We start from the raw sequence: 24,687 nt of genomic DNA on the forward strand, positions 1-24,687 counted from the left end.
TTGGCCCCACAGTAGCGAAGCGAAAAACGTTGCTTACCTGCAGGGCTGGGCGATCCCCGGGATCGCAAACGATGCTTAACCTGTTAAGGATATTCCATGAACAGCATAAAACTAGAATGGAAACGTGGTGACTGGGCTGCTTACTTTGGGCTGATGACCAACAACCTGACTAACCTGCTGACAATGATGGGGCTGCTCATTTTTGTCGTCGGGATCCCTACCGAAATTGTCTATGGTCGCATTGCGCCTGCCTTTGGTCTGGCGGTGCTGGTGGCCAGCGTCTGCTACGCCTGGTTTGGCCTGCAGATGGCAAAGCACACCGGGCGTAAAGACGTGACGGCGCTGCCGTCCGGGCCGAGCGCACCGTCAATTTTTACCGTGACCTTCCTGGTGCTAATGCCGGTATATCAGCAAACCAAAGATGCCAACTTTGCTATCCAGATAGCCCTGGTGTGGTGCTTTGTAGAAGCGTTGATCCTGGTCGGCGGCTCCTTCCTGGGCGAGACCATCCGCAAGATGATCCCGCGTACGGTATTACTTTCTTGTCTGTCCGGTCTGGGACTGTTGCTGCTGGCGATGAACCCGATGCTGCAGGCATTTGAAGCGCCGACCGTCTCTTTCATCGTCTTGTTGTTGATCTTCATTAACTGGTTCGGTAAGAAGCCGATTTTTGCCCGCATCCCCACCGGTTTGCTGCTGCTGATTGCCGGTACAGCGTTGGCGTGGATCTCCGGTTTGCAAAGCCCGGAAGCCATTAAATCTTCGATGTCTTCCTTTGGCTTCAACCCGCCGGAAATCCATGTCGACAGCTTCCTGCAGGGTTTGCCGCACGCGCTGCCGTACCTGGCTTCTGCGGTTCCTCTGGGTCTGGCGAACTACATTTTTGACCTTGAGAATATTGAAAGTGCGCATGCGGCGGGTGATGAGTACAACACCCGTAAGGTCATGATGGCGAACGGTTTTGCCTCCATGCTCGGCTGCATGCTGGGCAACCCATTCCCGGTGACCGTATATGTTGGGCATGCGGGCTGGAAAGCGATGGGGGCCAGCATCGGTTATACCCTCGCTTCAGGCATCACCATGTTCCTGGTACCGCTGTTTGGGCTGGGGGCGTTTATGCTCGCGATTATTCCGATGACTGCGATAGTGCCGATTCTGGTGTTTATCGGCGTGGTGACCGCCAACCAGGTGGTGCGAGAGACGCCCAAAGTCGAGGTTCCCGTTATCTTTATCTGCTTGTTCCCGTGGATCGCTAACTGGGCGTTGACCATCGTCAACAGCGTGATGGGCGCCGCCGGAACATCCGCGGGGAAACTGGGCAGCGACCTGCTGCACAGCAAAGGTGTCTATTACGATGGGCTGGTGCATCTGGGAAGCGGCGCGCCGCTGGCCAGTATGCTGTGGGGCTGCGTCGCTATCTTCGCCATTATGAATAAGCCGCTGCGTGGGGCGATTGCCGCAGCTTTTGGCGCGCTGTTATCGCTGTTTGGTGTGATCCACTCTCCGGCGGTTGGCTTTGCAGAAGGCAGTTCGATGATGTTTGTTGTGGCCTACCTGATGATGAGCGGCATGTTTGTCCTCAAGCATGTTCTTGATAGCCGTGAAGCGGTGACTGCGCCTGAGCAGGAACCGACGAAAACGACCTGAATCGCCTGTAAGCGGAAGATAACACTATGAAAGAACTTGTGGTCGTTGCCATTGGCGGCAACAGCATTATCAAAGATAACGCCAGCCAGTCGATTGAGCACCAGGCTGAAGCGGTGAAAGCGGTGGCGGACACGGTGCTGGAGATGTTGGCATCGGACTACAACATTGTGCTGACGCACGGAAACGGGCCGCAGGTGGGGCTGGATCTACGGCGTGCGGAAATCGCGCATGAGCGTGAAGGGTTGCCGCTCACCCCGCTGGCAAACTGCGTCGCCGATACGCAGGGCGGGATCGGCTATCTGATCCAACAGGCGCTGAACAACCGCCTGGCGCGGCGCGGTGATCAGAAGGCGGTTACGGTGGTCACGCAGGTGGAGGTCGACAAAAACGATCCGGGCTTCGCTAACCCGACCAAGCCTATCGGCGCGTTCTTTAGCGAAGCGCAGCGCGATGAACTGCAGCGGGTCAATCCGGGCTGGCGCTTTGTTGAAGATTCGGGACGCGGCTACCGCCGGGTCGTCGCCTCTCCGGAACCGAAGCGTATTGTCGAGGCGGAGGCAATCAAAACGCTGACCCAGCAAGGCTTTGTGGTGATTGGCGCGGGTGGCGGTGGGATCCCGGTGGTGCGTAGCGATCAGGGGGATTATCAGAGCGTGGATGCGGTGATTGATAAAGATCTCTCCACGGCTCTGCTGGCGCAGGAGATCCACGCTGACATTCTGGTGATCACCACCGGCGTCGAGCAGGTCTGTATTCATTTTGGCAAACCCAACCAGCAGGCGCTGGATAAGGTGGATGTCGCAACGATGACCCGTTACATGCAGGAGGGACATTTCCCGCCGGGGAGCATGTTACCCAAAATCGTTGCCAGTCTGGCATTCCTGGCGCGTGGCGGTAAGCGAGTGATCATCACCACGCCGGAATGCCTGCCGGCCGCACTGCGCGGCGAAACGGGCACCCATATTGTCTATTCCTGAGAGGAAATGTGAATGAAGGAAAGTAACAGCCGCCGTGAATTTTTAAGTCAGAGCGGAAAAATGGTGACCGCTGCCGCGCTGTTTGGCGCAGTGGCTCCGGTCGCGTATGCTGCTAATCCTGTCGGGAACACCTGCGGGGCGAAGAGCACAATGACGATTAACGATAAGCACTATTACCTGGATAACGTCCTGCTGGAAGCGGGGTTTGATTACGAAAACTCGGTGGTGGTGCATACCCGTACCGCGCTGCAAACCGTTGAAATTCAGGACGGGAAAATTGTTGCCCTGCGTGAGAATAAGCAGCATCCGGATGCGACGCTGCCGCACTACGATGCGGGTGGAAAGCTGATGCTGCCCGCCATGCGCGACATGCACATCCATCTGGATAAAACCTTTTACGGCGGTCCCTGGCGTTCGCTGAATCGCCCGGCTGGCACCACCATTCAGGATATGATCCGCCTTGAGCAAAAGCTGCTGCCTGAACTCCAGCCTTACACGCAGGAGCGCGCGGAAAAGCTCATCGATCTGCTGCAATCAAAAGGCACCTCGATCGCCCGCAGCCACTGCAATATCGAACCGGTTTCCGGGCTGAAAAACCTGGAAAATCTGCAGGCGGTGCTGGCGCGTCGCCAGCCGGGTTTTGCCTGTGAAATCGTGGCGTTTCCGCAGCATGGCCTGCTGTTATCGAAGTCTGAACCGTTGATGCGTGAAGCAATGCAGGCGGGGGCGCATTACGTCGGCGGTCTGGACCCAACCAGCGTGGACGGGGCGATGGAAAAATCCCTCGACACCATGTTCCAGATTGCGCTGGATTACGATAAAGGCGTGGATATCCATCTGCATGAAACCAGCCCGGCGGGCGTTGCGGCGGTGAATTACATGGTGGAAACGGTGGAGAAAACGCCGCAGTTGAAGGGCAAACTGACCATCAGCCACGCATTTGCGCTGGCAACGCTGAACGAACAGCAGGTGGATGCGCTGGCGAGCCGCATGGCGGCGCAGCAGATTACCATTGCCTCGACGGTGCCGATCGGTACCTTGCATATGCCGCTCAAGCAGTTGCGTGACAAAGGCGTGGAAGTGATTACCGGGACCGACAGTGTGATTGACCATTGGTCGCCGTACGGGCTTGGAGACATGCTGGAGAAGGCTAATCTGTACGCGCAGCTGTATATTCGTCCCAATGAACTCAACCTGTCGCGAGCGCTGTTCCTCGCCACCGGCGATGTGCTGCCGCTTAACTATAAAGGTGAGCGCGTCTGGCCGAAGGCGCAGGATGAAGCCAGCTTTGTACTGGTGGATGCCTCCTGCTCAGCGGAAGCGGTCGCGCGAATCTCCCCACGCACCGCGACCTTCCATAAAGGCCAACTGGTGTGGGGGAACGTCGCAAGCTAGCCTGGTTTGATGCGCAGCGGCAATCGCTGCTGCGCTCTCTGCTCGTTAACCGACGATCCCCATATAGCCGTGAATCCCCATATATAAGCCGACCATCGCGATGAGCGCGCTGGAAAAATAGGGGGCTTTGCGTGCCAGTGTGTTAAATCCGTTCCAGCGTTTGGCCGCCTGCTGCACGCTGATTGCCGCTCCCACGCCAACCGTTACCAGCGTTAGCGCCAGCCCGAGGCTGAAGCACAGCACCATGGTGGCACCCAGCGTGAAGGCTTTGAGCTGGATGCAAATCAGCAGTACCGTAATGGCGGCAGGGCAGGGGATCAACCCGCCGGTCAGACCAAACAATAATATTTGGCCGTTGGTGACCTCTTTGCCTGCAAAGCGGCGCTGAATATCGGTAGCATGTGCCCGCTCGTGCGCGTCCAGATACTCTTTCGAACCCTCGCTCAGCCCTGCTAACGCAGCATGGTTATGATCGTGGTCATGTTCGTGATGATGATGGTGAGCTTCACCGTGGTTATGATGGTGGTGATGGTCATCATGATCATGGTGATGCTCATGATCGTGGTCATGATGCGTCTGGGTCAGCCAGTTCTGTTCTCCCTGCCAGGTTCGCCAGAACATCCAGAATGCGGTTCCGAGAATAATAATCGCCGAGACAAACTGCAGCCACGGCTCAACGGCCTGGGCAGTTAACGCTTTGCTGATATACATCCCACCGAGCGCAATCAGCCATACCACTGCGGTATGCGACAGCGTTGCCGCCAGCCCCAGCATCACCGCCTGTTTGATGGTCCCCTTAATGGCAATAATAAAGGCCGCCATCATCGTCTTGGAATGCCCCGGTTCCAGACCGTGTAACACTCCTAATAGAATCGCGCTGGGAATGAAAAACCAGGCGTTGCCTTGCTGAAGAAGCGTAGAAAACTCACCCATGAGAATGATTCTTAGTTGTTTAATTTTGCCAGATTCTACTCCCCCCCAGTATTAAATACTACCCCCCAGTAGAATGACGATGGTATTGTCGCTACAGCCAGACGTTGAAAAGGTATTGCTATGTCACATACGATCCGCGACAAACAAAAGCTGAAAGCCCGAGCCAGTAAGATTCAGGGGCAGGTAGCGGCGTTGAAAACCATGCTGGATGAACCGCATGAATGCGCGGCGGTATTGCAGCAAATAGCGGCGATCCGCGGTGCGGTAAACGGGTTAATGCGCGAGGTGATTAAAGGTCATCTGACCGAGCACATTGTGCATCAGGGCGATGAAATTAAGCGCGAAGAAGATTTGGATGTGGTTTTGAAGGTACTCGATTCGTACATCAAATAAGTCAGTTTAACGGCTCATCCACATACAGATGAATGAGCCGTTAAAAACACGTTCTAGCCAAAAAACATCACAGATACGCACAGCAGACCGACAATCAGGGTGATCAGATTACCCACTGAACGGTACGGCTTTAGCGCCGGGATCAGATAGGTAGATAATGTCGGCATGATAAACAGAATCATGGCAATCAGCGGCCCGCTAATCGCGTAAATCATTGAAATTGCATTAGGGTTAATGCAGCAAATGATAAACGTAATGGTCGAAACCAGCATAATGGACAGGGCGCGGTTAAAGGCCCGGCTTTTCTTCACTCCCACCTGATGCAACGATGTTTTTACCACCTCGGTTGCCCCTTCAATCACGCCAAAGTAGGTGCCGAGGAACGATTTTGACATCGCCACGACGGCGACAATGATCCCAGAAATCGACAGCCATGCTGGTGCGTTTGGCATCATCGATAGCGCTGACAGAATGGTCACGCCTTCATTTTTCGCGTCCTCGATATAGTTTGTCGGAATCGAAAGCAAACAGCTGAAGACGAAAAACAGCACGCTCAGGCAGATGATGACGTAGGCTACCTTCATGATTTTTTTGCATTTACCCATGGCCTGCTCGCCATATTTCTCACGTCGGTCGATGGCGAACGTCGAGATAATTGGCGTATGGCTAAAAGCGAAAACCATCACGGGAATAGATATCCAAACCTGATGAAGCGTGTGCTGATCGAAAGACATCTGGCCGGTGAGTAGCGTTGGCTGCCAGCTTCCGGTCAGGTAGAGCGAAAGGAACAAAAAGTACGCGATGAGCGGGAACACCAGAAAGCCCATTACCCGAATGGTTGCTTGTCGGCCCATCAGAAAAATCAGGTTCAGCACCAGCACCACGCCAAGACTGACCAGCATGCGAACACGCAGATCGATGGCGATATGTTTTGCCAGTTGTTCGGTGAGTGAATTGGTTATCGCCACGGCGTAGATCAGCACCACCACAAAGAAGGCAATAAAATAGAGGGTCGTGATCAGGCTGCCTATCTTTTTGCCGTAGTAGTGCGTAACTGCACCAGTGATCCCTTCACCTGCCGAGGTTTTTGAGGACAGGATAAACTGGCACAGCGCCTTGTGCGGCCAGTAGGTTAAAGGCCAGGCGACGAGTGCGGTGATAAACAGTACCACCGCGCCTGCAGAACCCAGCTGTATGGGGAGGAAGAGGGTTCCTGCGCCGACGGCAGTCCCATATAGTGCGAAGCTCCAGAGAGTCTCTTCTTTTGACCAAAATTTCGACATTATTTGAACGTATCAACTATAAAATAAACAAAAAGAAGCGCAATTTACCACAAATGGCAGGGGCTGGGGGAGGTGTCAACAAGCGGGCGAGTGAATGGATCAAAAGCCGGAACCGAGAAGATTCCGGCTATTGTTTGAATTATCAGGCAGTAACGCGCTGCTGGCGACGCTTCATAACGCGCTCGCGTAAAGTGTCATAAGCCCAGTTATAGAACATGGTGTATGGCAGGAAGAACAGGAAGAAACCTATTTCCAGCGTGAATGCCTGGAGCAGGCTGACGTTCAGCACATACGCCACGATGCTCACCCCGATGACAATAAAACCGCTCTCGAAGCCTAAGGCGTGGAATGCCCGCACTTTAGCCGTACGTTTTACCAGGTGCGACGGCCACAGTCGGTCAAACAGGGCGTTATAAATGATATTCCAGATCATCGCCGTGGTGGCGAGAAGAATGGTCAGTCCGCCCATTTCCAGCACCGAGCGCTGCATCAACCATGCGGTGGTTGGTGCGAGGATCGCGGTGGCAATGCCTTCAAAGCAGACGGCATGAAAAATTCGCTCCAGTAACGAGCGGCGTTGGACTGTATCGTGTTGCATAATCTAAAACCTTCTTTGATGCCCGGATAACGGAATGGTGGCAATTTTATCGTTTTATGTGATATCTAAAAGATAGTATCCATCGATAAAGTAGATAGTTCATGCGTTACTCTCCTGAAGCGTTAACGGCATTTGTGGAGACCGTTTCCTGCGGCTCATTTTCTGCTGCGGCCCGGCGGCTGCGTAAAAGTCAGTCCACCATCAGCACGGCCATTGCGCATCTGGAAGCCGATCTTGGTTTTGCGCTGTTTGACCGCTCATCACGTCAGCCGACGCTAACCGAAGAAGGTAAGCGGGTGCTGGGCTATGTGCAGGCAATTTTGACGGCCAGCGAACGTCTTGATGAGGCAGCAATTTCGCTGTCGGGTGAAACGGAAGCGCGTCTGACCTTCGTTTTGTCTGACACGCTGCACCCGGATGTGCTGGAAGAATTGATGGTGCAGTTTGACCACAAGTTTCCCCATACCGAGTTTGAATGTCTGATTGGCGAAGATGAAGACGTTATCGATCTGCTGCAAAAAGGACGTGCTCAGGTTGGGTTGATCGAAGCGCGGGAGGATTACCCGACCGACATGGGCGTCACGCGTCTGCCGATGCAAACCTGGATGGGATTATACGTTGCGGCATCGCATCCACTGGCGACTCAAGAAAAACTGCAGTGGGAACAGCTACATACCTGGCGAGAGCTGCGGCTGAATACCTATCTGGAGAGCGGCACCAACGTGGCGCGCGGCCCCGTCTGGTCGGCGCCTAACTATTTGTTGCTGCTGAGTATGGCGGTGCAGGGATTCGGCTGGTGCGCGCTCCCTTGTGCGCTGGTGGAGGAGTTTGCGGCAGAAAAACCGCTGGTTCAATTGATGCTGCCCGGCTGGCCAAAGGCTATCTCTATCGATCTGCTGTGGAATAAGAAATCACCGCCTGGCGTGGCGGGAAGTTGGCTGCGCGACCATTTACAGCAGAGTGGCGTTCAGATGACCAATAAATGATACGAATTTCCTTTGTGATAAAAATCACCGTTTTTAAACAACCTTGATAACTCTTTTTAACAATCATCTACTATTGCGGTGTTATTTTGCGCTGAGGTGGTGATGAAAGAGGTTGTGATAGTCGGGGCGTTACGGACACCGATCGGCTGCTTCCAGGGGACGCTGGCGCGCCACTCTGCCGTTGAATTAGGTAGCATGGTAGTCAGGGCGTTACTGGAGCGCACGGGCGTGGACGTTCACGCTGTGGATGAAGTGATCCTCGGGCAGGTGCTTACCGCAGGTGCCGGGCAAAACCCGGCGCGTCAGTCCGCCATCAATGGTGGGCTACCCAATACCGTCTCCGCCATCACCATTAACGATGTCTGCGGCTCGGGTCTGAAAGCGCTGCATCTGGCGACCCAGGCTATCCAGTGCGGCGAAGCCGACATTGTGATTGCGGGCGGACAAGAGAATATGAGCCGTGCGCCGCATGTCCTTACTGATAGCCGTACCGGCGCACAGTTGGGCAACAGTCAACTGGTCGACAGCCTGGTGCATGACGGCCTGTGGGACGCTTTCAACGATTACCATATGGGCGTGACTGCGGAAAATCTGGCGCGGGAATATGGCATCAGCCGTGAACTGCAGGATGCCTACGCACTGCATTCGCAGCACAAGGCGCGGATGGCAATTGACGCCGGGCGCTTTAAAGATGAAATCGTGCCGGTGGTAACGCAGCGTAATGGGCAATCGTTCGTGGTGGATACCGACGAACAGCCGCGCACCGATGCCAGCGCAGAAGGGCTGGCGCGTCTGGATCCGACCTTCGACAGGCTCGGTTCAGTAACCGCGGGCAACGCGTCATCCATCAATGATGGCGCCGCTGCGGTGATGATGATGAGCGAGGCTAAGGCCCTGGAGCTGAATTTGCCGGTGCTGGCCCGCATTCGTGCCTTTGCCAGCGTCGGGGTCGATCCCGCGCTCATGGGAATTGCGCCGGTGTATGCGACGCGCCGTTGCCTTGAGCGTGTGGGCTGGCAACTGGCTGATGTTGATCTTATCGAGGCCAACGAAGCCTTTGCCGCACAGGCATTGTCCGTTGGGAAAATGCTGGAGTGGGATGAACGGCGGGTGAATGTGAACGGCGGAGCCATTGCGCTCGGTCATCCGATTGGCGCATCTGGCTGTCGTATTCTGGTTTCACTGGTACATGAAATGGTGAAGCGTCGGGCGCACAAAGGGCTGGCAACGTTATGTATCGGCGGTGGTCAGGGCGTGGCGCTCGCTATCGAGCGAGATTAACCACCCGTAGTTTTCTCTGCTTAAACTCCTTTCCCGCTGTATATCCCCTGCATCTATAAAAAAGCCCTCCAACAGGAGGGCAAGGCCAGTTACAGAAACATACACTCTAAACTCTGCCAACGTATCAAAACGGCGTTTCATTTCATGTGATTAACAGCGCACTTTGCTATAAAAGGTGTGTGAACGGCGTGTGAGGCTGGCTGTATTTTCAATGTCTTATCCCTACCCTTCATGAACTACTCTTGTTTATTTTTATCTATCTAATTGTTTTAAATGATTTTATTGAAATTACTTCCGCGATTTATATGCGCTAGCGTGATCGCAATTACACTTTTGATAATAAGATGCAGAAAAAGTGAAACGTTGTTTTATTTGTAATTGAAAACCCATTCCGGGAGGGATATCATGAGCGCATAAGATAAAACGGAACAGCGTTTTGCTATTCGTTTAAGCATTCACGGTCAATTTATCACTGGAGGTAAATGTGGACGTAAGACAAAGCATCCATAGTGCGCATGCGAAAACCCTGGACACTCAGGAACTGCGTAATGAGTTTTTGGTCGAAGAAGTGTTTGTCGCAGATGAATACACCATGGTCTACAGCCACATTGACCGCATCATTGTTGGCGGCATTATGCCAGTGGCCAAAACCGTCTCTGTGGGTGGCGAAGTCGGCAAACAGCTGGGCGTAACCTACTTCCTCGAGCGTCGTGAGCTGGGGGTGATTAACATCGGTGGCCCGGGCACGATTACCGTTGACGGCCAGTGCTATGAAATTGGTCATCGTGACGCGCTGTACGTCGGGAAAGGGGCCAAAGAAGTGGTATTCGCCAGCATCGATACGGCGAAACCGGCGAAGTTTTACTATAACTGCGCGCCGGCCCACACGACTTATCCAACCAAAAAAGTCACGCCAGCAGACGTTGCGCCAGTGACGCTGGGCGATGACCTCACCAGTAACCGTCGTACCATCAACAAATATTTTGTGCCGGATGTGCTGGAAACCTGCCAGTTGAGCATGGGTCTGACCGAACTGGCGCCGGGTAACCTGTGGAACACCATGCCGTGTCATACCCATGAACGTCGTATGGAAGTCTATTTCTATTTCAATATGGAAGAAGATACCTGCGTCTTCCACATGATGGGGCAGCCTCAGGAAACGCGTCATATTGTGATGCACAACGAGCAGGCGGTGATTTCTCCGAGCTGGTCAATTCACTCCGGCGTTGGCACAAAAGCTTATACGTTCATTTGGGGCATGGTCGGCGAAAACCAGGTCTTTGATGATATGGACCATGTAGCGGTCAAAGATCTGCGCTAGTTGCGGGCGATAGCCGTGCCTGCTGCGGCGGGCATTATAAAAAATTAAGGATTTACAATGATTTTGAATGCATTCTCTCTTGAAGGTAAGGTCGCCGTTGTGACCGGTTGTGACACTGGCCTGGGTCAGGGTATGGCGTTGGGTTTGGCTGAAGCGGGCTGCGATATCGTGGGGATCAACATCGTTGAACCGACGGAAACTATCGAACGCGTGACCGCGCTGGGGCGCCGTTTTTTAAGTCTGACCGCCGACCTGCGTCAAATTGACGGCATTCCGGCGTTGCTGGAGCGCGCAGTGGCAGAATTCGGTCATATCGATATTCTGGTCAACAACGCAGGTCTTATCCGTCGTGACGATGCGATCGACTTCAGTGAAAAAGACTGGGACGACGTGATGAACCTGAACATTAAGAGCGTGTTCTTTATGTCTCAGGCCGCGGCGAAGCACTTTATCGCTCAGGGTAACGGCGGCAAAATTATCAACATCGCCTCTATGCTTTCTTTCCAGGGCGGGATCCGCGTGCCGTCTTACACCGCGTCTAAAAGCGGCGTAATGGGCATCACCCGTCTGATGGCGAACGAGTGGGCCAAACATAACATCAACGTCAACGCAATTGCGCCGGGTTACATGGCGACGAACAACACTCAACAGCTGCGCGCTGATGAGCAGCGTAGCGCAGAAATTCTCGATCGTATCCCGGCGGGTCGTTGGGGTCTGCCGAGTGACCTGATGGGGCCGATTGTGTTCCTGGCATCCAGCGCATCTGACTATATCAACGGCTATACCGTTGCGGTAGACGGCGGCTGGCTGGCGCGTTAATTCGCTTTCCAGAACTGACAAACCCTGCCCTTTGGCAGGTTTTGTCGGTTAAACATAAGGTGAATGTAGCAATACACCGGAGGCGACATATTCATTCCCTCTGGAACAACATTATGCCGCCAGGCAGATTACGAACAGATAAAATTACGCAGGCAGAAAATCTTCGCGCGTGGGCGTAAAGGTATCGAGTAGTGTTCCCGGTTTTAAACAGACGCAGCCATGCATAATGTTGGGCTGTTTATATAGGGTATCGCCTGCCCTAACGACATGCTTTTCTTCGCCGATGGTAAATTCAAACTCCCCAGACAAAACGTAAGTCAGCTGCTCATGCGGATGATTGTGCATCGGGCCAATCGCGCCTTGCTCGAAGTTCACCTCAACCGCCATCATTTTACCGTCGTGAGCAAGAATACGTCGGGTAACGCCATTGCCCAGATCTTCAAGGGTGGTCTCTTTATGAAAAATAAACATCCGGCATTCCTGTAATTAAAACAATGTTTCATTAAACCTATATCAGAAAATTAAAAAAAGAAATGCACGCCAACAGATGTGGAAAGTTGATCACATCTTTGGTTCACTGGAGAGATAACAACAAATCAGGGGAAATGATGAAAACGATCGGTCTGTTAGGCGGTATGAGCTGGGAATCCACCATTCCTTATTATCGACTCATTAATGAAGGGGTAAAACAGCGTCTGGGTGGCCTGCACTCGGCACAGATTCTGTTGCACAGCGTAGATTTTCACGAGATTGAAGCCTGTCAGGCTGGCGGTGACTGGCAGCGGGCTGGGGAAATCCTCGCGCAGGCCGCCGCAGGGCTTCAGCAAGCTGGAGCGGAAGGGATTGTGCTGTGTACCAACACCATGCACAAAGTTGCTGAGGCGATTGAAACCGCCTGTGACGTGCCGTTCCTGCATATTGCCGATGCGACGGGTCGGGCCATACAAAAACAGCAGATGAGCAACGTGGCGCTACTGGGTACGCGCTACACCATGGAGCAGGATTTTTACCGCGGACGTCTACAGACTGAATTTGGTATTAGCACGCTTATTCCTGAGGCTGATGACCGTCAGAAAATAAACCAGATTATTTTCGACGAGCTGTGCCTCGGTGAGTTCAGCAACGCTTCCCGCGACTACTACCTGAGCGTAATTGATCAGTTGGCTAAACAGGGCGCTCAAGGGGTTATCTTTGGCTGTACCGAGATTGGTCTGCTGGTTCCAGCCGAGCTAAGTCCATTACCGGTTTTCGACACCGCGGCAATCCATGCGCAAGATGCGGTGGCGTTTATGCTTTCGTCTGTGGATACAAAATAGCCTCCAGCGGATCGATAAGTCTCGGGAGATGGGCTTGCAGATGCGCCGTAAAAGCATCGACCAGCGCCGAGGCAGGGCGATGAAGTGGGTGGATCAGGCTGACCGTAAAGGGTACCGAAATACTGAAGCGGCGGATAACCACTCCGCTGCTGGCATAATCCAGCGCGGTCAGTGGGTTAACCACCGAGATCCCCACGCCCGCCCGCACCATTGCACAAATTGAAGCGGCGCTGTGGGTTTCAATCACCATGCGGCGCTTCACCTGATGTTCGTTAAACAGGGTGTCCAGTAGCTGACGGTAACTGTCGGTCCGCGACAGGCTGATATAGTTCTCTCCCTGAAAATCCTGCGGCGTTAATACCGCTTTCTCGGTCAGCGGATGCCCCTGCGGCAGTACACACACTTCATCCAGCGCCAGCAATTCGGTGCGTTTCGTTCCGGCTGGCGTATGCAGCGTTTCCGTTAACCCCAGATCGTGGCGCTGCGCCGACAGCCACTCTTCCAACAGTGGTGACTCCTGCGGCACGATCTGAATGTTGACCTGCGGATAGCGCGCAAGAAATGGCTGCAGCAGCGGCGGTAAAAAGGACTGCGAAAATACCGGCAGGCAAACAATCGACAATTCACCTTGACGAAATTCGCGCAGGCTTTCGGCGGCGCTCACAATTCTGTCCAGGCCGTACCACGAACGTTGTACCTCTTCAAACAGACGTAAGCCTTGCACGGTTGGATGCAGTCGGCCACGCGTGCGTTCAAACAGCGTTAATCCCAGGACTTTTTCGAATCGGGCCAGTTCCCGACTGACGGTGGGCTGCGAGGTATGTAGCATGCGCGCGGCTTCCGTCAGATTGCCTGCGGTCATGATGGCGTGAAAAATTTCAATGTGACGCAGGTTAACCGCGGGCATAAGCAATCCTCGAATGAGCTAATCCATATCATTTTTGCATAGACTCACGATAAAACGATATTTTTTATTCTTTTTGGGCTGTGGCGTAATCATAAAAAAGCCAATACCGGAGCACACCATGCCACGCCCACTCAACAACACAGACACTGACCTGACCGCCGACAACCTGTTGCGCCTGCCTGCCGAATTCGGCTGCCCGGTGTGGGTCTATGATGCGCAGATTATTCGCGCGCAGATTGCCAAACTGAGTCAGTTTGACGTGGTGCGTTTTGCCCAGAAGGCATGTTCGAATATTCATATTTTGCGCCTGATGCGCGAGCAGGGCGTGAAGGTCGATTCCGTCTCGCTTGGCGAAATTGAACGCGCGCTGGCGGCAGGTTTTGTACCGGGCAAAGATGAGATTGTCTTTACCGCCGATATGATTGATGAAGCGACGCTCGCCCGGGTGCATGAATTGAGCATTCCGGTAAATGCCGGGTCGGTCGATATGCTGGAACAACTGGGTCAGCTCTCGCCGGGCCATCGCGTGTGGCTCCGCGTAAACCCTGGCTTTGGGCATGGACACAGTCAGAAAACCAATACCGGGGGTGAGAACAGCAAGCACGGCATCTGGTACAGCGATCTTCCGGCGGCGCTGGAGGTAATTCAGCGCTATAAGCTGAAGTTGGTGGGTATTCATATGCATATCGGCTCTGGCGTGGACTACGCGCATCTGGAGCAGGTGTGCGGCGCGATGGTGCGTCAGGTGGTGGAATTTGGTCAGGATCTGGAGGCGATCTCCGCAGGCGGCGGTTTATCAATCCCGTATCGCGAAGGTGAAGAGGCGATCGACACCGATCACTATTTTGGATTGTGGAACGCCGCGCGCGATAGTATTGCGCGTCATCTGGGTCATGCCGTCAAACTGGAGATCGAACCAGGGCGTTTCCTGGTCGCGGAAGCCGGCGTGTTAGTGGCGCAGGTGCGCAGCGTGAAAGAGATGGGCAGCCGTCACTTTGTGCTGATCGATGCGGGCTTCAACGATCTGATGCGCCCGGCCATGTACGGTAGCTATCACCATATCTCCGCGCTGGCGGGGGATGGTCGTTCTCTGCAACAAACTCCTCAACGGGAGACCGTGGTGGCCGGACCGCTGTGCGAATCAGGCGACGTGTTTACCCAGCAGGAAGGCGGAAATGTGGAAACCCGTCTGTTGCCTGCGGTGGTGCCGGGTGATTATCTGGTTTTGCATGATACCGGGGCGTACGGAGCGTCAATGTCGTCAAACTACAATAGCCGCCCGCTGCTGCCGGAGGTCTTGTTTGATAACGGCGTGGCGCGAATGATTCGTCGTCGCCAGACCATTGATGAGCTGTTAGCGCTGGAATTAATCTGAGTAAAGCTGGCCGGATAAGGTGCTTGCGTCACTATCCGGCTCTTTTTCATATTACTTAAAGTACGGTCCGAGCGTTACTGAGTCACGTAATACCAGTTTGCCGGTAAACGGAGGGATCGGCTCCACGCTCTCACCGTTGGCCAGACGTATAGCCTGGTCGATTGCCGTGGTTATCATGGTATCAATCGGCAGATAAACGGTAGATAACCCCGGTTCCAGCCATTTGGCGCTGGGCGCATCATCAAAACCAAACAGCGAGACGTCCGTCGGGATCCTCAGTCCGGCCTGATGTAACGCTTTTGATGCACCTAATGCCATGTCATCGTTACAGGCGAACAGGGCGCTGAATTTCACCCCTTCCTCCAGCAGTTCTCGACAGGCTTCATAGCCTCGCGTCATCGTGGAGTCGCCGTATTTAACCTTATCAGGATCCCAGGGAATACCGTTTTTTTCCAGAGCCTTACGATACCCCATCAGGCGGGATTTACCGGTTGGCGTATGGCCTGGCACGGTGATACAAGCAATATCGCTGTGCCCCTGTGAGATCAGATAATTGACCGCCTGATACGCCGCGTCTTCCTGCTCAAAGAAAATCGCGCGATCGCGGGCCTGACTGACATCACGGTTGATGACCAGCAAGGGCATCGCAATGCTGTTCATCAGCGACATAATCGCCTTTTCACTCATATAGCGGGTATAGAGAATAATGGCGTCGCACTGCCTGTCGGCCAGCATTTGCACGGCTTCCTGCTCACGCTCCGGCGTGTCGTGACCATCGGTGACGATCAACTGCTTGCCGTGAGACTCCGTCTGGCGCGAGGCCTGTTGCAGCAGGCGGCCAAAGTAGAATCCATCAAATGTGGAAACCACCAGACCAATGCTGTTGCTGGTGCGATTCGCTAAAGAGCGCGCTAAAAAGTTGGGCCGATAATCGAGTGCCTGCATGGCCTTGAACACTTTCTGGCGCGTGCTCTCTTTTACCTGACCCGTTCCATTTAGTACGCGCGAAACGGTCGCTTTTGAGACGCCTGCGAGTCGTGAAACGTCCAACATCGTAGTCATGACGCAATCCTGGTTAATCGTTTGACGATGAGTTCCCCGGCTCTGTCAGCGCCGAAACGGAATGGCGACGCACCAGAGTTGGGTTAAAGACGTGGGTAATTTCAGGTGCGGGTCGCTTCTCCGCCAGCGCGAGCGCCAGTTCAGCGGCCTGGGTTGCCATCGTCACGATGGGATAGCGTACCGTGGTCAGACGTGGGCGCACATAGCGGGAAATCAGCACATCATCAAAGCCAATCAGCGAGATTTCTCCCGGCACATCAATGCCGTTATCATTCAATACGCCCATGGCGCCAGCCGCCATTGAGTCGTTGTAGCAGGCTACCGCAGTGAAGTTTTTGCCACGACCAAGTAACTCGGTCATGGCCTGTTCACCGCCGCTTTCATCCGGTTCGCCGAACGTCACCAGTCGATCGCTTACCGGTATATTGCTCTCCGCCAGCGCGTCGTAATAGCCTTGCAGACGATCTTCCGCATCAGAAATACTGTGATTGGAACACAGGTAGCCAATGCGCGTATGGCCCTGTTGAATAAGGTGTCGGGTAGCGAGCCATGCGCCGAAACGGTCATCGAGGGCAACGCAGCGTTGTTCGAATCCCGGCAGAATACGGTTAATCAATACCATGCCGGGGATTTGCTTCATTAATGAAGCCAAATCCGCATCCGGGATGATTTTGGCATGGACAACAAGGGCCGCGCAGCGGTGGCGAATGAGCTGTTCAATCGCCTGACGTTCCTTCTGTTCATTATGGTAGCCGTTGCCAATCAGCAAAAAATTCCCGGTGTTATAGGCCACCTGCTCGACAGCTTTAACCATTGCCCCAAAGAATGGATCGGACACATCACCAACGACCAGACCGATGGTTTCTGTGGATTGTTGCGCCAGTGCACGCGCATTCGCATTGGGGTGGTAGCTGAGTGATTCCATTGCACTCGTTACGGCCAGACGCGATGCTTCGCTGGCTTTGGGGGAATCATTGATCACTCGAGAAACGGTGGCGACTGATACACCAGCTAGTCGGGCTACATCCTTTATGGTCGCCATGATAGTACCTGTTGTGGGTAAACGCTTACATTCCGTCAGTGTTACGGAAAATGGCTGGCTGTTCAAGCAGATTGCCCGTCAGGACCTCGCAAATGTGAGCGCGCGCGAGCGAAGTAAGACAGAAAATAGAAAATGCTAATTTTTGCTTACACTTTGCGATGTGCTGTTGCGATTGTTCGCTGGTGGGAGAACTGAGCGGATTGCTAAAATTGGGATCCCAGAGGTATTGATAGGTGAAATCAACTTTCGGGTTGATCACTAGAATTACACCAGCCTGCGCAGATGCGCAGGTTTTTTTTTGCCTTCAGCCTATCTGTAACAGTAACCGATAATTTACACAACTCGTTGCATTTGGGTTCATTCCTTTGCGTTTTCGTACTGGCGTATCTGGCTGCTGACGACCACAATCAAGATCCCAGAGGTATTGATTGGTGAGATTATTCGGTACGCACTTCGTACCTGTCTCTTGCACCGACCTGCGCGGATGCGCAGGTTTTTTTTCGGACTGTATTTACCTGTTTACCTGTCGCGCCCATTCCCCAACTCGTATACTCTCCCACCATTAATGTTTCTATAATTAATGGCACAGGGAGTTGAGATGCTATTTGGCTTTTTTCGTAATCTGTTTCGCGTGCTTTTCCGCGTTCGCGTCACGGGCAATGTCAGCGCGCTACAGGGAGAACGCGTTCTAATCACTCCCAACCATGTCTCATTTATAGACGGCATCCTGCTGGCGCTATTTTTACCGATTCGTCCCGTCTTCGCCGTTTACACCTCGATCAGCCAGCAATGGTATATGCGCTGGCTAACCCCGCTGATTGACTTCGTGCCGTTAGACCCAACCAAACCGATGTCGATTAAGCATCTGGTCCGTCTGGTCGAGCAGGGCCGTCCGGTGGTGATTTTTCCCGAAGGACGCATTTCGACCACCGGTTCGTTGATGAAAATATATGACGGTGCCGGGTTTGTCGCCGCGAAGTCGGGAGCGACGGTCGTTCCTGTCCGCATTGAGGGGGCAGAGCTTTCCCACTTCAGCCGCCTGAAAGGTCTGGTTAAACAGCGATTCTTCCCGCGTATCCAACTGCACATTCTACCGCCGACTCAAATGCCAATGCCGGAAGCCCCGCGAGCGCGCGATCGCCGCAAAATCGCCGGTGAAATGCTGCATCAAATTATGATGGAAGCTCGCATGGCGGTACGCCCGCGTGAAACGCTATACGAGTCGCTGCTGGCGGCAAAATACCGTTTTGGCGCGGGCAAAAACTGCATTGAAGATGTTAACTTTACGCCGGACAGCTACCGCAAACTGCTGACTAAGACGCTCTTTGTGGCCCGTATTCTGGAAAAATACAGCGCCGAAGGTGAAAAAATCGGCCTGATGCTGCCAAATGCGGGGATCAGCGCGGCGGTCATTTTTGGTGCCATTGCGCGTCGACGCATTCCGGCCATGATGAACTACACGGCGGGCGTGAAAGGGTTAACCAGCGCCATTACTGCGTCTGAAATCAAAACGATCTTCACTTCCCGACAGTTTCTCGATAAAGGCAAACTCTGGCATCTACCGGAACAGCTCACCCAGGTACGCTGGGTTTATCTGGAAGATTTAAAAGCCGATGTGAAGTTGAGCGATAAGCTGTGGATTTTCTCACATCTGCTGGCACCGCATCTGGCGCAGGTGAAACAGCAGCCGGAAGAGGCTGCGGTGATCCTCTTTACGTCTGGTTCGGAAGGCCATCCGAAAGGCGTGGTCCACAGCCACAAGAGTATTCTGGCGAACGTTGAGCAGATTAAAACAATTGCCGATTTCACCGCCGATGACCGCTTTATGTCGGCGCTGCCGCTGTTCCACTCCTTTGGCCTGACGGTGGGATTATTCACGCCGCTACTGACCGGTGCAGAAGTATTTCTTTATCCCAGCCCGCTTCATTACCGCATTGTGCCGGAGCTGGTATACGACCGGAACTGCACCGTGTTGTTTGGTACTTCAACGTTCCTCGGTAACTATGCGCGTTTCGCGCATCCGTACGATTTCCACCGCCTGCGCTATGTGGTGGCAGGCGCGGAAAAACTGCAAGACAGCACAAAACAGCTATGGCAGGAGAAATTTGGTCTGCGCGTCCTTGAAGGCTATGGCGTGACGGAATGTGCGCCGGTTGTATCGATCAATGTACCGATGGCGGCAAAATCAGGAACGGTAGGGCGCATCTTGCCTGGCATGGATGCCCGACTGCTGGCTGTTCCGGGTATTGAGGACGGTGGGCGTTTACAACTGAAAGGCCCGAATATTATGAGCGGCTATTTGCGCGTCGAAAAACCTGGCGTGCTGGAAGTGCCGACGGCAGAAAATGCGCAGGGTGAGATTGAGCGCGGCTGGTATGACACCGGAGACATCGTCCGCTTTGATGAAAACGGCTTTGTACAGATCCAGGGGCGCGCCAAGCGTTTTGCTAAAATTGCCGGAGAGATGGTCTCGCTGGAAATGGTTGAGCAACTGGCATTGGCGGTATCTGCAGACAAAATGCACGCCACGGCGATCAAGAGCGATGCCAGCAAAGGTGAGGCGCTGGTGCTGTTCACTACCGACAGCGAACTCACACGTGAAAAACTACAGCAGTATGCGCGAGCGCATGGCGTGCCTGAACTTGCCGTACCGCGTGATATTCGCCACCTGAAGCAACTCCCATTACTCGGCAGCGGTAAGCCGGATTTTGTTACGCTGAAAAGCTGGGTCGATGAGCCGGAAAAACAACATGATTGAGTCAGCGCACACTAACACTTCAATCTGGTCCAAAGGGATGATGTCCGTCATCGCCGCGCAGTTTCTGTCGGCGTTTGGCGATAACGCACTGCTGTTCGCTACGCTGGCGCTGCTGAAGGAACAATTTTATCCGGACTGGAGCCAGCCAATCCTGCAAATGGTGTTTGTGGGCGCTTACATCCTGTTTGCGCCATTTGTTGGACAGGTGGCGGATAGCTTTGCCAAAGGCAGAGTGATGATGTTCGCGAACGCCCTGAAACTGCTGGGCGCGGCGAGTATTTGCTTCGGCATTAATCCGTTTCTCGGGTATACGCTGGTGGGGATTGGCGCGGCCGCGTATTCACCGGCCAAGTATGGCATTCTCGGTGAACTGACCACCGGTGACAAACTGGTGAAAGCCAACGGTCTGATGGAAGCCTCCACCATCGCCGCGATTTTGCTCGGTTCTGTCGCCGGCGGCGTTCTGGCCGACTGGCATGTGATTGCCGCGCTTTCTGCCTGTGCGCTGGCCTATGCTGGCGCCGTGGTGGCTAACCTGTACATCCCGAAACTGGCCGCGGCTCGTCCTGGCCAATCCTGGCATCTGGGGAAAATGACGCGCAGTTTCTTCTGCGCCGCCTCTTCGCTGTGGCGCAACGGTGAAACACGTTTTTCGTTGGTCGGAACCAGCCTTTTTTGGGGCGCGGGCGTCACGCTGCGTTTTCTGCTGGTGCTGTGGGTTCCGGTGGCGCTCGGCATCACCGATAACGCTACGCCGACCTACCTCAATGCCATGGTAGCGATTGGGATTGTCGTAGGTGCGGGGGCGGCAGCGAAGCTGGTGACGCTGGAAACCGTGTCGCGCTGTATGCCAGCGGGGATCCTGATTGGCGTCGTGGTGCTGATTTTCTCACTTCAGCATGCGCTGCTTCCGGCTTACGCGTTGCTGATGCTTATCGGCGTGTCAGGTGGCTTCTTTGTGGTACCGCTGAATGCGTTGCTGCAGGAGCGGGGCAAGAAAAGTGTCGGTGCGGGTAATGCGATCGCGGTGCAAAACCTGGGCGAAAACAGCGCGATGCTGCTGATGCTTGGGATTTACTCACTGGCAGTGCTGGTGGGGATCCCGGCGGTAGCGATTGGTATTGGATTCGGCGCGCTGTTTGCGCTGGCGATTGCGGCGCTGTGGATTTGGCAGCGCCGCCAGCCTGGTACGAGATGAGTGAACAATGAATGTGCCGGATGGCAGCGTCGCCTTATCTGGCCTACAGAGAGCAGCAATTTGTAGGTCTGATAAGCGTAGCGCCGTCAGGTACTAACCGTCACGGTGCAGGATAGGTATACACCTGATGCACCGCTTCAATCTCTGCCAGTACTTCTTCGCTCAACTCCAGATGCAGGCTTTCAACGTTGGTTTTTAGCTGCTCCATCGTCGTGGCTCCCAGCAGGGTGCTGGCGACAAACGGCTGACGACGCACGAATGCCAACGCCATTTGCGCAGGATCCAGATTATGGCGTTTCGCGATATCCACATAGGCCGCAACGGCTTTTTGCGTTTGCTCGCCGCTGTAACGCGTGAAACGGCTAAACAGCGTATTGCGTGCACCGGCAGGCTTCGCGCCGTTCAGGTATTTACCGGTTAATGTACCGAAGCCAAGGCAAGAGTAGGCCAGCAGTTCAACGCCTTCATACTGGCTCACTTCCGCCAGTCCAACCTCAAAGCTGCGATTCAGCAGGCTGTAGGGGTTCTGGATGGTGGCGATGCGCGGCAGATCGTGTTTGTCCGCCAGGTGCAGGTAGCGCATCACGCCAAACGCGGTTTCATTGGACACGCCGATGTAGCGAATTTTCCCCGCGCGCTGAAACTCTGCCAGCGCGTCCAGCGTATCCAGCAGCGAAACGACTGGCGCAGGGTCCGTCCAGCTGTAGCCTAACTTACCAAAGCAGTTGGTCGGGCGCTGCGGCCAGTGAACCTGATACAGATCCAGGTAATCGGTTTGCAGTCTTTTCAGGCTGTCGTGCAGCGCTTCACGGATATTTTTACGGTCCAGCGCCTGATTCGGTCGAATACCGCTGTCGTTGTTACGTGAAGGTCCACTGACCTTAGAAGCAACGATTAGCTTTTCACGGCTGCCGTGTTTGGCGAGCCAGTTACCTACGTAGGTTTCGGTGAGACCCTGGGTTTCAGGACGCGGCGGTACCGGATACATCTCGGCAACGTCGATCAAATTTATGCCTTGTTCTACGGCATAATCGAGCTGTGCATGTGCGTCGGCTTCGCTGTTTTGTTCACCAAACGTCATTGTGCCCAGCCCCAGTGTACTGACTTCAAGCGAGCTGTGGGGTATACGGTGATATTGCATAGCCGTTTCCTTTTTATAATCACGACATAAGGATTATAAAAATGGCTGAGGGAAGAGAAAAAGGGAAGTAAAATTGTTAAGGCCAGCGCACTGCTGACCTCAACCATCAGCGTTCAATGATTTGAGACACATCATCGCGATTAATCTGCATCGCATTGCCTTGCTGGTCGTGATAGCTCACCAGACCGGTATCATCGTCAATTTCTGGTTTTCCATCGGTCAGGATCATTCGACCATCTTTTGTCGCCATTACATAATCACTGCTGCATCCGGAAATGGCAAAAGCCAGTCCTACGGCGGAAATCAAAACTGCCCATTTTTTCATCTGCTTATCCTCACATGGCCTGCATCTGACAATAGTTTAGTAATAACGCGAAGTTGTGCATGGCGAAAGCAGTAAAATCTTAAACTGTGAGAAGAGGTAGGTGTGGCGCGCATTCGCTCCCCGTGCGGGGAGCGATGGATTTCATCAGAGCGGATTTTTTTTATTACGCCACAGGTTCAGGGTCTCTACCGCAATAGAGAAGAACATGGCGAAATAGATATATCCTTTCGGAACGTGGACGTCGAAACTTTCCAGAATTAGCGTGAAACCGACCAGAATCAGGAACGAGAGCGCCAGCATTTTTACCGAAGGATGGCGATCGACAAAATCGCCAATCGGGCGTGCAGCAAACATCATCACACCCACGGCAATCACCACTGCCGCCATCATGATAAACAGATGATCGGACAAGCCTACCGCAGTAATCACGGAATCCAGGCTGAAGATAATGTCTAACAACATGATCTGCACAATCGCGCCCAGAAAAGAGGAAACGCGGGTTTTCAGTCCCTCTTCCTCACCTTCAATGGATTCATGGATCTCCTTACTGGCTTTCCAGATCAGGAACAATCCCCCCAGTAGAAGGATCAGGTCGCGCGCTGATATTGCCTCGCCAAACACTTCGAATAGCGGGTTTGTCAGACGCGTTACCCAGGCGATAGAGGCCAGCAGTGCCAGACGCATGATCATCGCCGCTGCAAGCCCAATACGTCGGGCATGATTGCGTTGCGCTGTCGGGAGTTTGGCTACAACCAGAGAGAGGAAAATAATATTGTCGATCCCAAGAACGATCTCCAGCAGCGTCAGCGTACCGAGCGCAAGCCAGGCGTTAGGATCGGTTATCCATGCAAATAACATCGAACAAAGTCCTGCCAAAAAAAGAAGCGGTAATTATAGGCCCGTAACGCGGCGGGTGAAAGACCGGACGGTGCCTATTGCGCCTGGAACAAGAAATGTCGCTCAAGCAATGCGCGCGTGAAGTTCTTTTTCAAGTAAAAACCGCGAGGTAGGGTCAGGATGGGTTCGCCATGGGCGCCAATGGCCTCGGTAAGCGCTCGGGCGTTGGCGGCTTTAGGACGCAACTGTAGCACTTCCCCATGGCGGGCAGTGATGCGTTCGACGTGGCCTAACACAATCATATCCATCAACTCTTCCCAGTCCAGACGCAATTGCCGGTCTTCTTCTTCATTCGGGCTCCACAGCAGGGGAGAGCCGACGCGGCGCTCTGCCAGCGGGATGCTGCGTTCGCCTTCTACCGGGATCCACAGAACGCGTTTAAGTTTGTGCCGCACATGGCTGGTTTCCCAGGTAACGCCGGTATTGCCGGTTAACGGTGCCACGCACACAAAGGTGGTTTCCAGCGGTCTGCCAAGGCTATCCACTGGGATTGTTTTCAGCTCCACGCCCAGCGCCGCAAAATCCTGCTCCGGTTTGCTGCCCGCACTAGCGCCGAGCCAGATTTCCAGTAACACGCCAATCCAGCCTTTATCGCGCTTGAGATCCTTGGGGGCGACGAGTCCTGCCATTGCCGCCAACTCTCCCAGCGCGTAGCCCGAAAGCAGCCGTGCCTGGCTCAACAACTGGGCTTCAGATTCAGGGGGAGAAAGCAGCGGATGGAGTTTTGACATCGGGTTAACCCTTAGGTGAAAAAATGAGCAAAGATTTTATACCGTGTGGACAGAGTTTATCTTTTTCCACATGCTTTATTCAATTCTATGATTTATATTGGTTTTTAGATTCACATACGCAGAGTTGCGCAACAGCGAAGCGGGTTTTCCAATTCTGGTCACTGACAATGAACAGGATCTTACACCATGTTATCCACAGAAAGATGGGATAACTGTGAAAAACCCCCACTACTGTTTCAATTTACAGCCTTGACGTGCGACGAAAATCGAATTTTCACACAAATTGTGCCTAACTTATTGGC

23 protein-coding genes are annotated in these 24,687 nt (G+C 53.8%); 12 read left to right on the forward strand and 11 right to left on the reverse strand.

Translation table 11 applies throughout. The annotated features are described in order from the left end of the window. The first annotated feature begins 96 nt into the window (after positions 1-96). The 3 genes from HVZ52_RS04230 to HVZ52_RS04240 are packed head-to-tail and all read left to right on the forward strand — an operon-like array spanning position 97 to position 4,019. A complete protein-coding gene (locus HVZ52_RS04230) occupies positions 97-1,647 on the forward strand; it encodes a hypothetical protein (RefSeq protein WP_016154296.1) in 1,551 nt (516 codons plus the stop codon). 26 nt (positions 1,648-1,673) lie between these two features. Then, positions 1,674-2,624, forward strand: coding sequence for a carbamate kinase family protein (locus tag HVZ52_RS04235; RefSeq protein ID WP_181598903.1), 951 nt, complete (start codon positions 1,674-1,676; stop codon positions 2,622-2,624). A 12-nt stretch (positions 2,625-2,636) separates the two neighbouring features. Next, positions 2,637-4,019 (forward strand): amidohydrolase family protein, encoded by a 1,383-nt coding sequence (locus tag HVZ52_RS04240; RefSeq protein WP_181598904.1) that lies wholly within the window; start codon positions 2,637-2,639, stop codon positions 4,017-4,019. 45 nt (positions 4,020-4,064) lie between these two features. Here the strand turns inward: HVZ52_RS04240 and HVZ52_RS04245 are convergent, their stop codons facing one another. Next, positions 4,065-4,952, reverse strand: a complete 888-nt coding sequence (locus HVZ52_RS04245; RefSeq protein ID WP_181598905.1) for a nickel/cobalt efflux protein RcnA — start codon at positions 4,950-4,952, stop codon at positions 4,065-4,067. Positions 4,953-5,072: 120 nt separating this feature from the next. Here HVZ52_RS04245 and rcnR point away from each other — a divergent pair, with 120 nt between their 5' ends. Further along, positions 5,073-5,345, forward strand: coding sequence for a Ni(II)/Co(II)-binding transcriptional repressor RcnR (gene rcnR / locus HVZ52_RS04250; RefSeq protein WP_016154292.1), 273 nt, complete (start codon positions 5,073-5,075; stop codon positions 5,343-5,345). Positions 5,346-5,398: 53 nt separating this feature from the next. On the opposite strand, the gene HVZ52_RS04255 is transcribed toward rcnR, so the two are convergent. Beyond that, complete coding sequence (locus HVZ52_RS04255) at positions 5,399-6,628, reverse strand: amino acid permease (RefSeq protein WP_029139645.1); 1,230 nt, start codon at positions 6,626-6,628, stop codon at positions 5,399-5,401. A gap of 142 nt (positions 6,629-6,770) precedes the next feature. Further along, complete coding sequence (locus tag HVZ52_RS04260) at positions 6,771-7,226, reverse strand: multidrug/biocide efflux PACE transporter (RefSeq protein WP_016154290.1); 456 nt, start codon at positions 7,224-7,226, stop codon at positions 6,771-6,773. A 101-nt stretch (positions 7,227-7,327) separates the two neighbouring features. On the opposite strand from HVZ52_RS04260, the gene HVZ52_RS04265 reads away from it, so the two are divergent. The 4 genes from HVZ52_RS04265 to kduD all read left to right on the forward strand — a co-directional run bounded on the left by HVZ52_RS04265 (position 7,328) and on the right by kduD (position 11,633). Then, the gene (locus tag HVZ52_RS04265) at positions 7,328-8,212 is read left to right on the forward strand and encodes a LysR family transcriptional regulator (RefSeq protein ID WP_016154289.1); all 885 of its coding nucleotides are present in this window, start codon (positions 7,328-7,330) and stop codon (positions 8,210-8,212) included. Positions 8,213-8,314: 102 nt separating this feature from the next. Next, the gene (locus tag HVZ52_RS04270; RefSeq protein WP_016157388.1) at positions 8,315-9,493 is read left to right on the forward strand and encodes an acetyl-CoA C-acetyltransferase; all 1,179 of its coding nucleotides are present in this window, start codon (positions 8,315-8,317) and stop codon (positions 9,491-9,493) included. Between the two features lie 484 nt (positions 9,494-9,977). Next, positions 9,978-10,814, forward strand: a complete 837-nt coding sequence (kduI, locus tag HVZ52_RS04275; RefSeq protein ID WP_016154287.1) for a 5-dehydro-4-deoxy-D-glucuronate isomerase — start codon at positions 9,978-9,980, stop codon at positions 10,812-10,814. Between the two features lie 57 nt (positions 10,815-10,871). Next, the gene (kduD, locus tag HVZ52_RS04280) at positions 10,872-11,633 is read left to right on the forward strand and encodes a 2-dehydro-3-deoxy-D-gluconate 5-dehydrogenase KduD (RefSeq protein ID WP_046276126.1); all 762 of its coding nucleotides are present in this window, start codon (positions 10,872-10,874) and stop codon (positions 11,631-11,633) included. A 144-nt stretch (positions 11,634-11,777) separates the two neighbouring features. Here kduD and HVZ52_RS04285 read toward each other — a convergent pair whose 3' ends face one another. Further along, positions 11,778-12,104, reverse strand: coding sequence for a cupin domain-containing protein (locus HVZ52_RS04285; protein ID WP_181598906.1), 327 nt, complete (start codon positions 12,102-12,104; stop codon positions 11,778-11,780). A 137-nt stretch (positions 12,105-12,241) separates the two neighbouring features. On the opposite strand from HVZ52_RS04285, the gene HVZ52_RS04290 reads away from it, so the two are divergent. Then, positions 12,242-12,949: an aspartate/glutamate racemase gene (locus HVZ52_RS04290; protein WP_131380014.1), complete on the forward strand. Its 708-nt coding sequence runs from the start codon at positions 12,242-12,244 to the stop codon at positions 12,947-12,949. On the opposite strand, the gene HVZ52_RS04295 is transcribed toward HVZ52_RS04290, so the two are convergent. Then, positions 12,921-13,856: a LysR family transcriptional regulator gene (locus tag HVZ52_RS04295; RefSeq protein WP_016157385.1), complete on the reverse strand. Its 936-nt coding sequence runs from the start codon at positions 13,854-13,856 to the stop codon at positions 12,921-12,923. The two genes, HVZ52_RS04290 and HVZ52_RS04295, sit on opposite strands and share 29 nt — an antisense overlap. A gap of 118 nt (positions 13,857-13,974) precedes the next feature. Between HVZ52_RS04295 and lysA the strand changes: the two genes are divergently transcribed. Then, on the forward strand, positions 13,975-15,231 hold the full coding sequence (lysA, locus tag HVZ52_RS04300; protein WP_101700189.1) for a diaminopimelate decarboxylase: 1,257 nt from the start codon (positions 13,975-13,977) through the stop codon (positions 15,229-15,231). Positions 15,232-15,282: 51 nt separating this feature from the next. Here the strand turns inward: lysA and HVZ52_RS04305 are convergent, their stop codons facing one another. Together HVZ52_RS04305 and galR are read right to left on the reverse strand one after the other, a co-directional pair. Next, positions 15,283-16,293, reverse strand: coding sequence for a LacI family DNA-binding transcriptional regulator (locus HVZ52_RS04305; RefSeq protein ID WP_181598907.1), 1,011 nt, complete (start codon positions 16,291-16,293; stop codon positions 15,283-15,285). Positions 16,294-16,306: 13 nt separating this feature from the next. Further along, the gene (galR, locus tag HVZ52_RS04310) at positions 16,307-17,335 is read right to left on the reverse strand and encodes an HTH-type transcriptional regulator GalR (protein WP_016157382.1); all 1,029 of its coding nucleotides are present in this window, start codon (positions 17,333-17,335) and stop codon (positions 16,307-16,309) included. A 598-nt stretch (positions 17,336-17,933) separates the two neighbouring features. Between galR and aas the strand changes: the two genes are divergently transcribed. Beyond that, on the forward strand, positions 17,934-20,093 hold the full coding sequence (gene aas, locus HVZ52_RS04315) for a bifunctional acyl-ACP--phospholipid O-acyltransferase/long-chain-fatty-acid--ACP ligase (RefSeq protein WP_049269337.1): 2,160 nt from the start codon (positions 17,934-17,936) through the stop codon (positions 20,091-20,093). Then, positions 20,086-21,291, forward strand: a complete 1,206-nt coding sequence (gene lplT / locus HVZ52_RS04320) for a lysophospholipid transporter LplT (protein ID WP_016154279.1) — start codon at positions 20,086-20,088, stop codon at positions 21,289-21,291. The genes aas and lplT overlap by 8 nt, the downstream gene beginning before the upstream one ends. Before the next feature lie 100 nt (positions 21,292-21,391). On the opposite strand, the gene HVZ52_RS04325 is transcribed toward lplT, so the two are convergent. From HVZ52_RS04325 to mutH, 4 genes are all read right to left on the reverse strand, one after another. Next, entirely contained in the window at positions 21,392-22,432 is a 1,041-nt protein-coding gene (locus HVZ52_RS04325; protein ID WP_181598908.1) for an NADP(H)-dependent aldo-keto reductase, read from the reverse strand. Between the two features lie 106 nt (positions 22,433-22,538). After that, on the reverse strand, positions 22,539-22,757 hold the full coding sequence (gene ygdR / locus HVZ52_RS04330; protein WP_181598909.1) for a lipoprotein YgdR: 219 nt from the start codon (positions 22,755-22,757) through the stop codon (positions 22,539-22,541). Positions 22,758-22,901: 144 nt separating this feature from the next. Next, positions 22,902-23,615 (reverse strand): TerC family protein, encoded by a 714-nt coding sequence (locus tag HVZ52_RS04335; protein WP_016154277.1) that lies wholly within the window; start codon positions 23,613-23,615, stop codon positions 22,902-22,904. A gap of 74 nt (positions 23,616-23,689) precedes the next feature. Next, the gene (gene mutH, locus HVZ52_RS04340; RefSeq protein WP_181598910.1) at positions 23,690-24,385 is read right to left on the reverse strand and encodes a DNA mismatch repair endonuclease MutH; all 696 of its coding nucleotides are present in this window, start codon (positions 24,383-24,385) and stop codon (positions 23,690-23,692) included. Between the last annotated feature and the right edge of the window lie 302 nt (positions 24,386-24,687).

The organism is Citrobacter sp. RHB36-C18, assembly GCF_013814485.1.
In the GTDB taxonomy this organism is placed as follows: Bacteria; Pseudomonadota; Gammaproteobacteria; order Enterobacterales; family Enterobacteriaceae; genus Citrobacter; species Citrobacter braakii.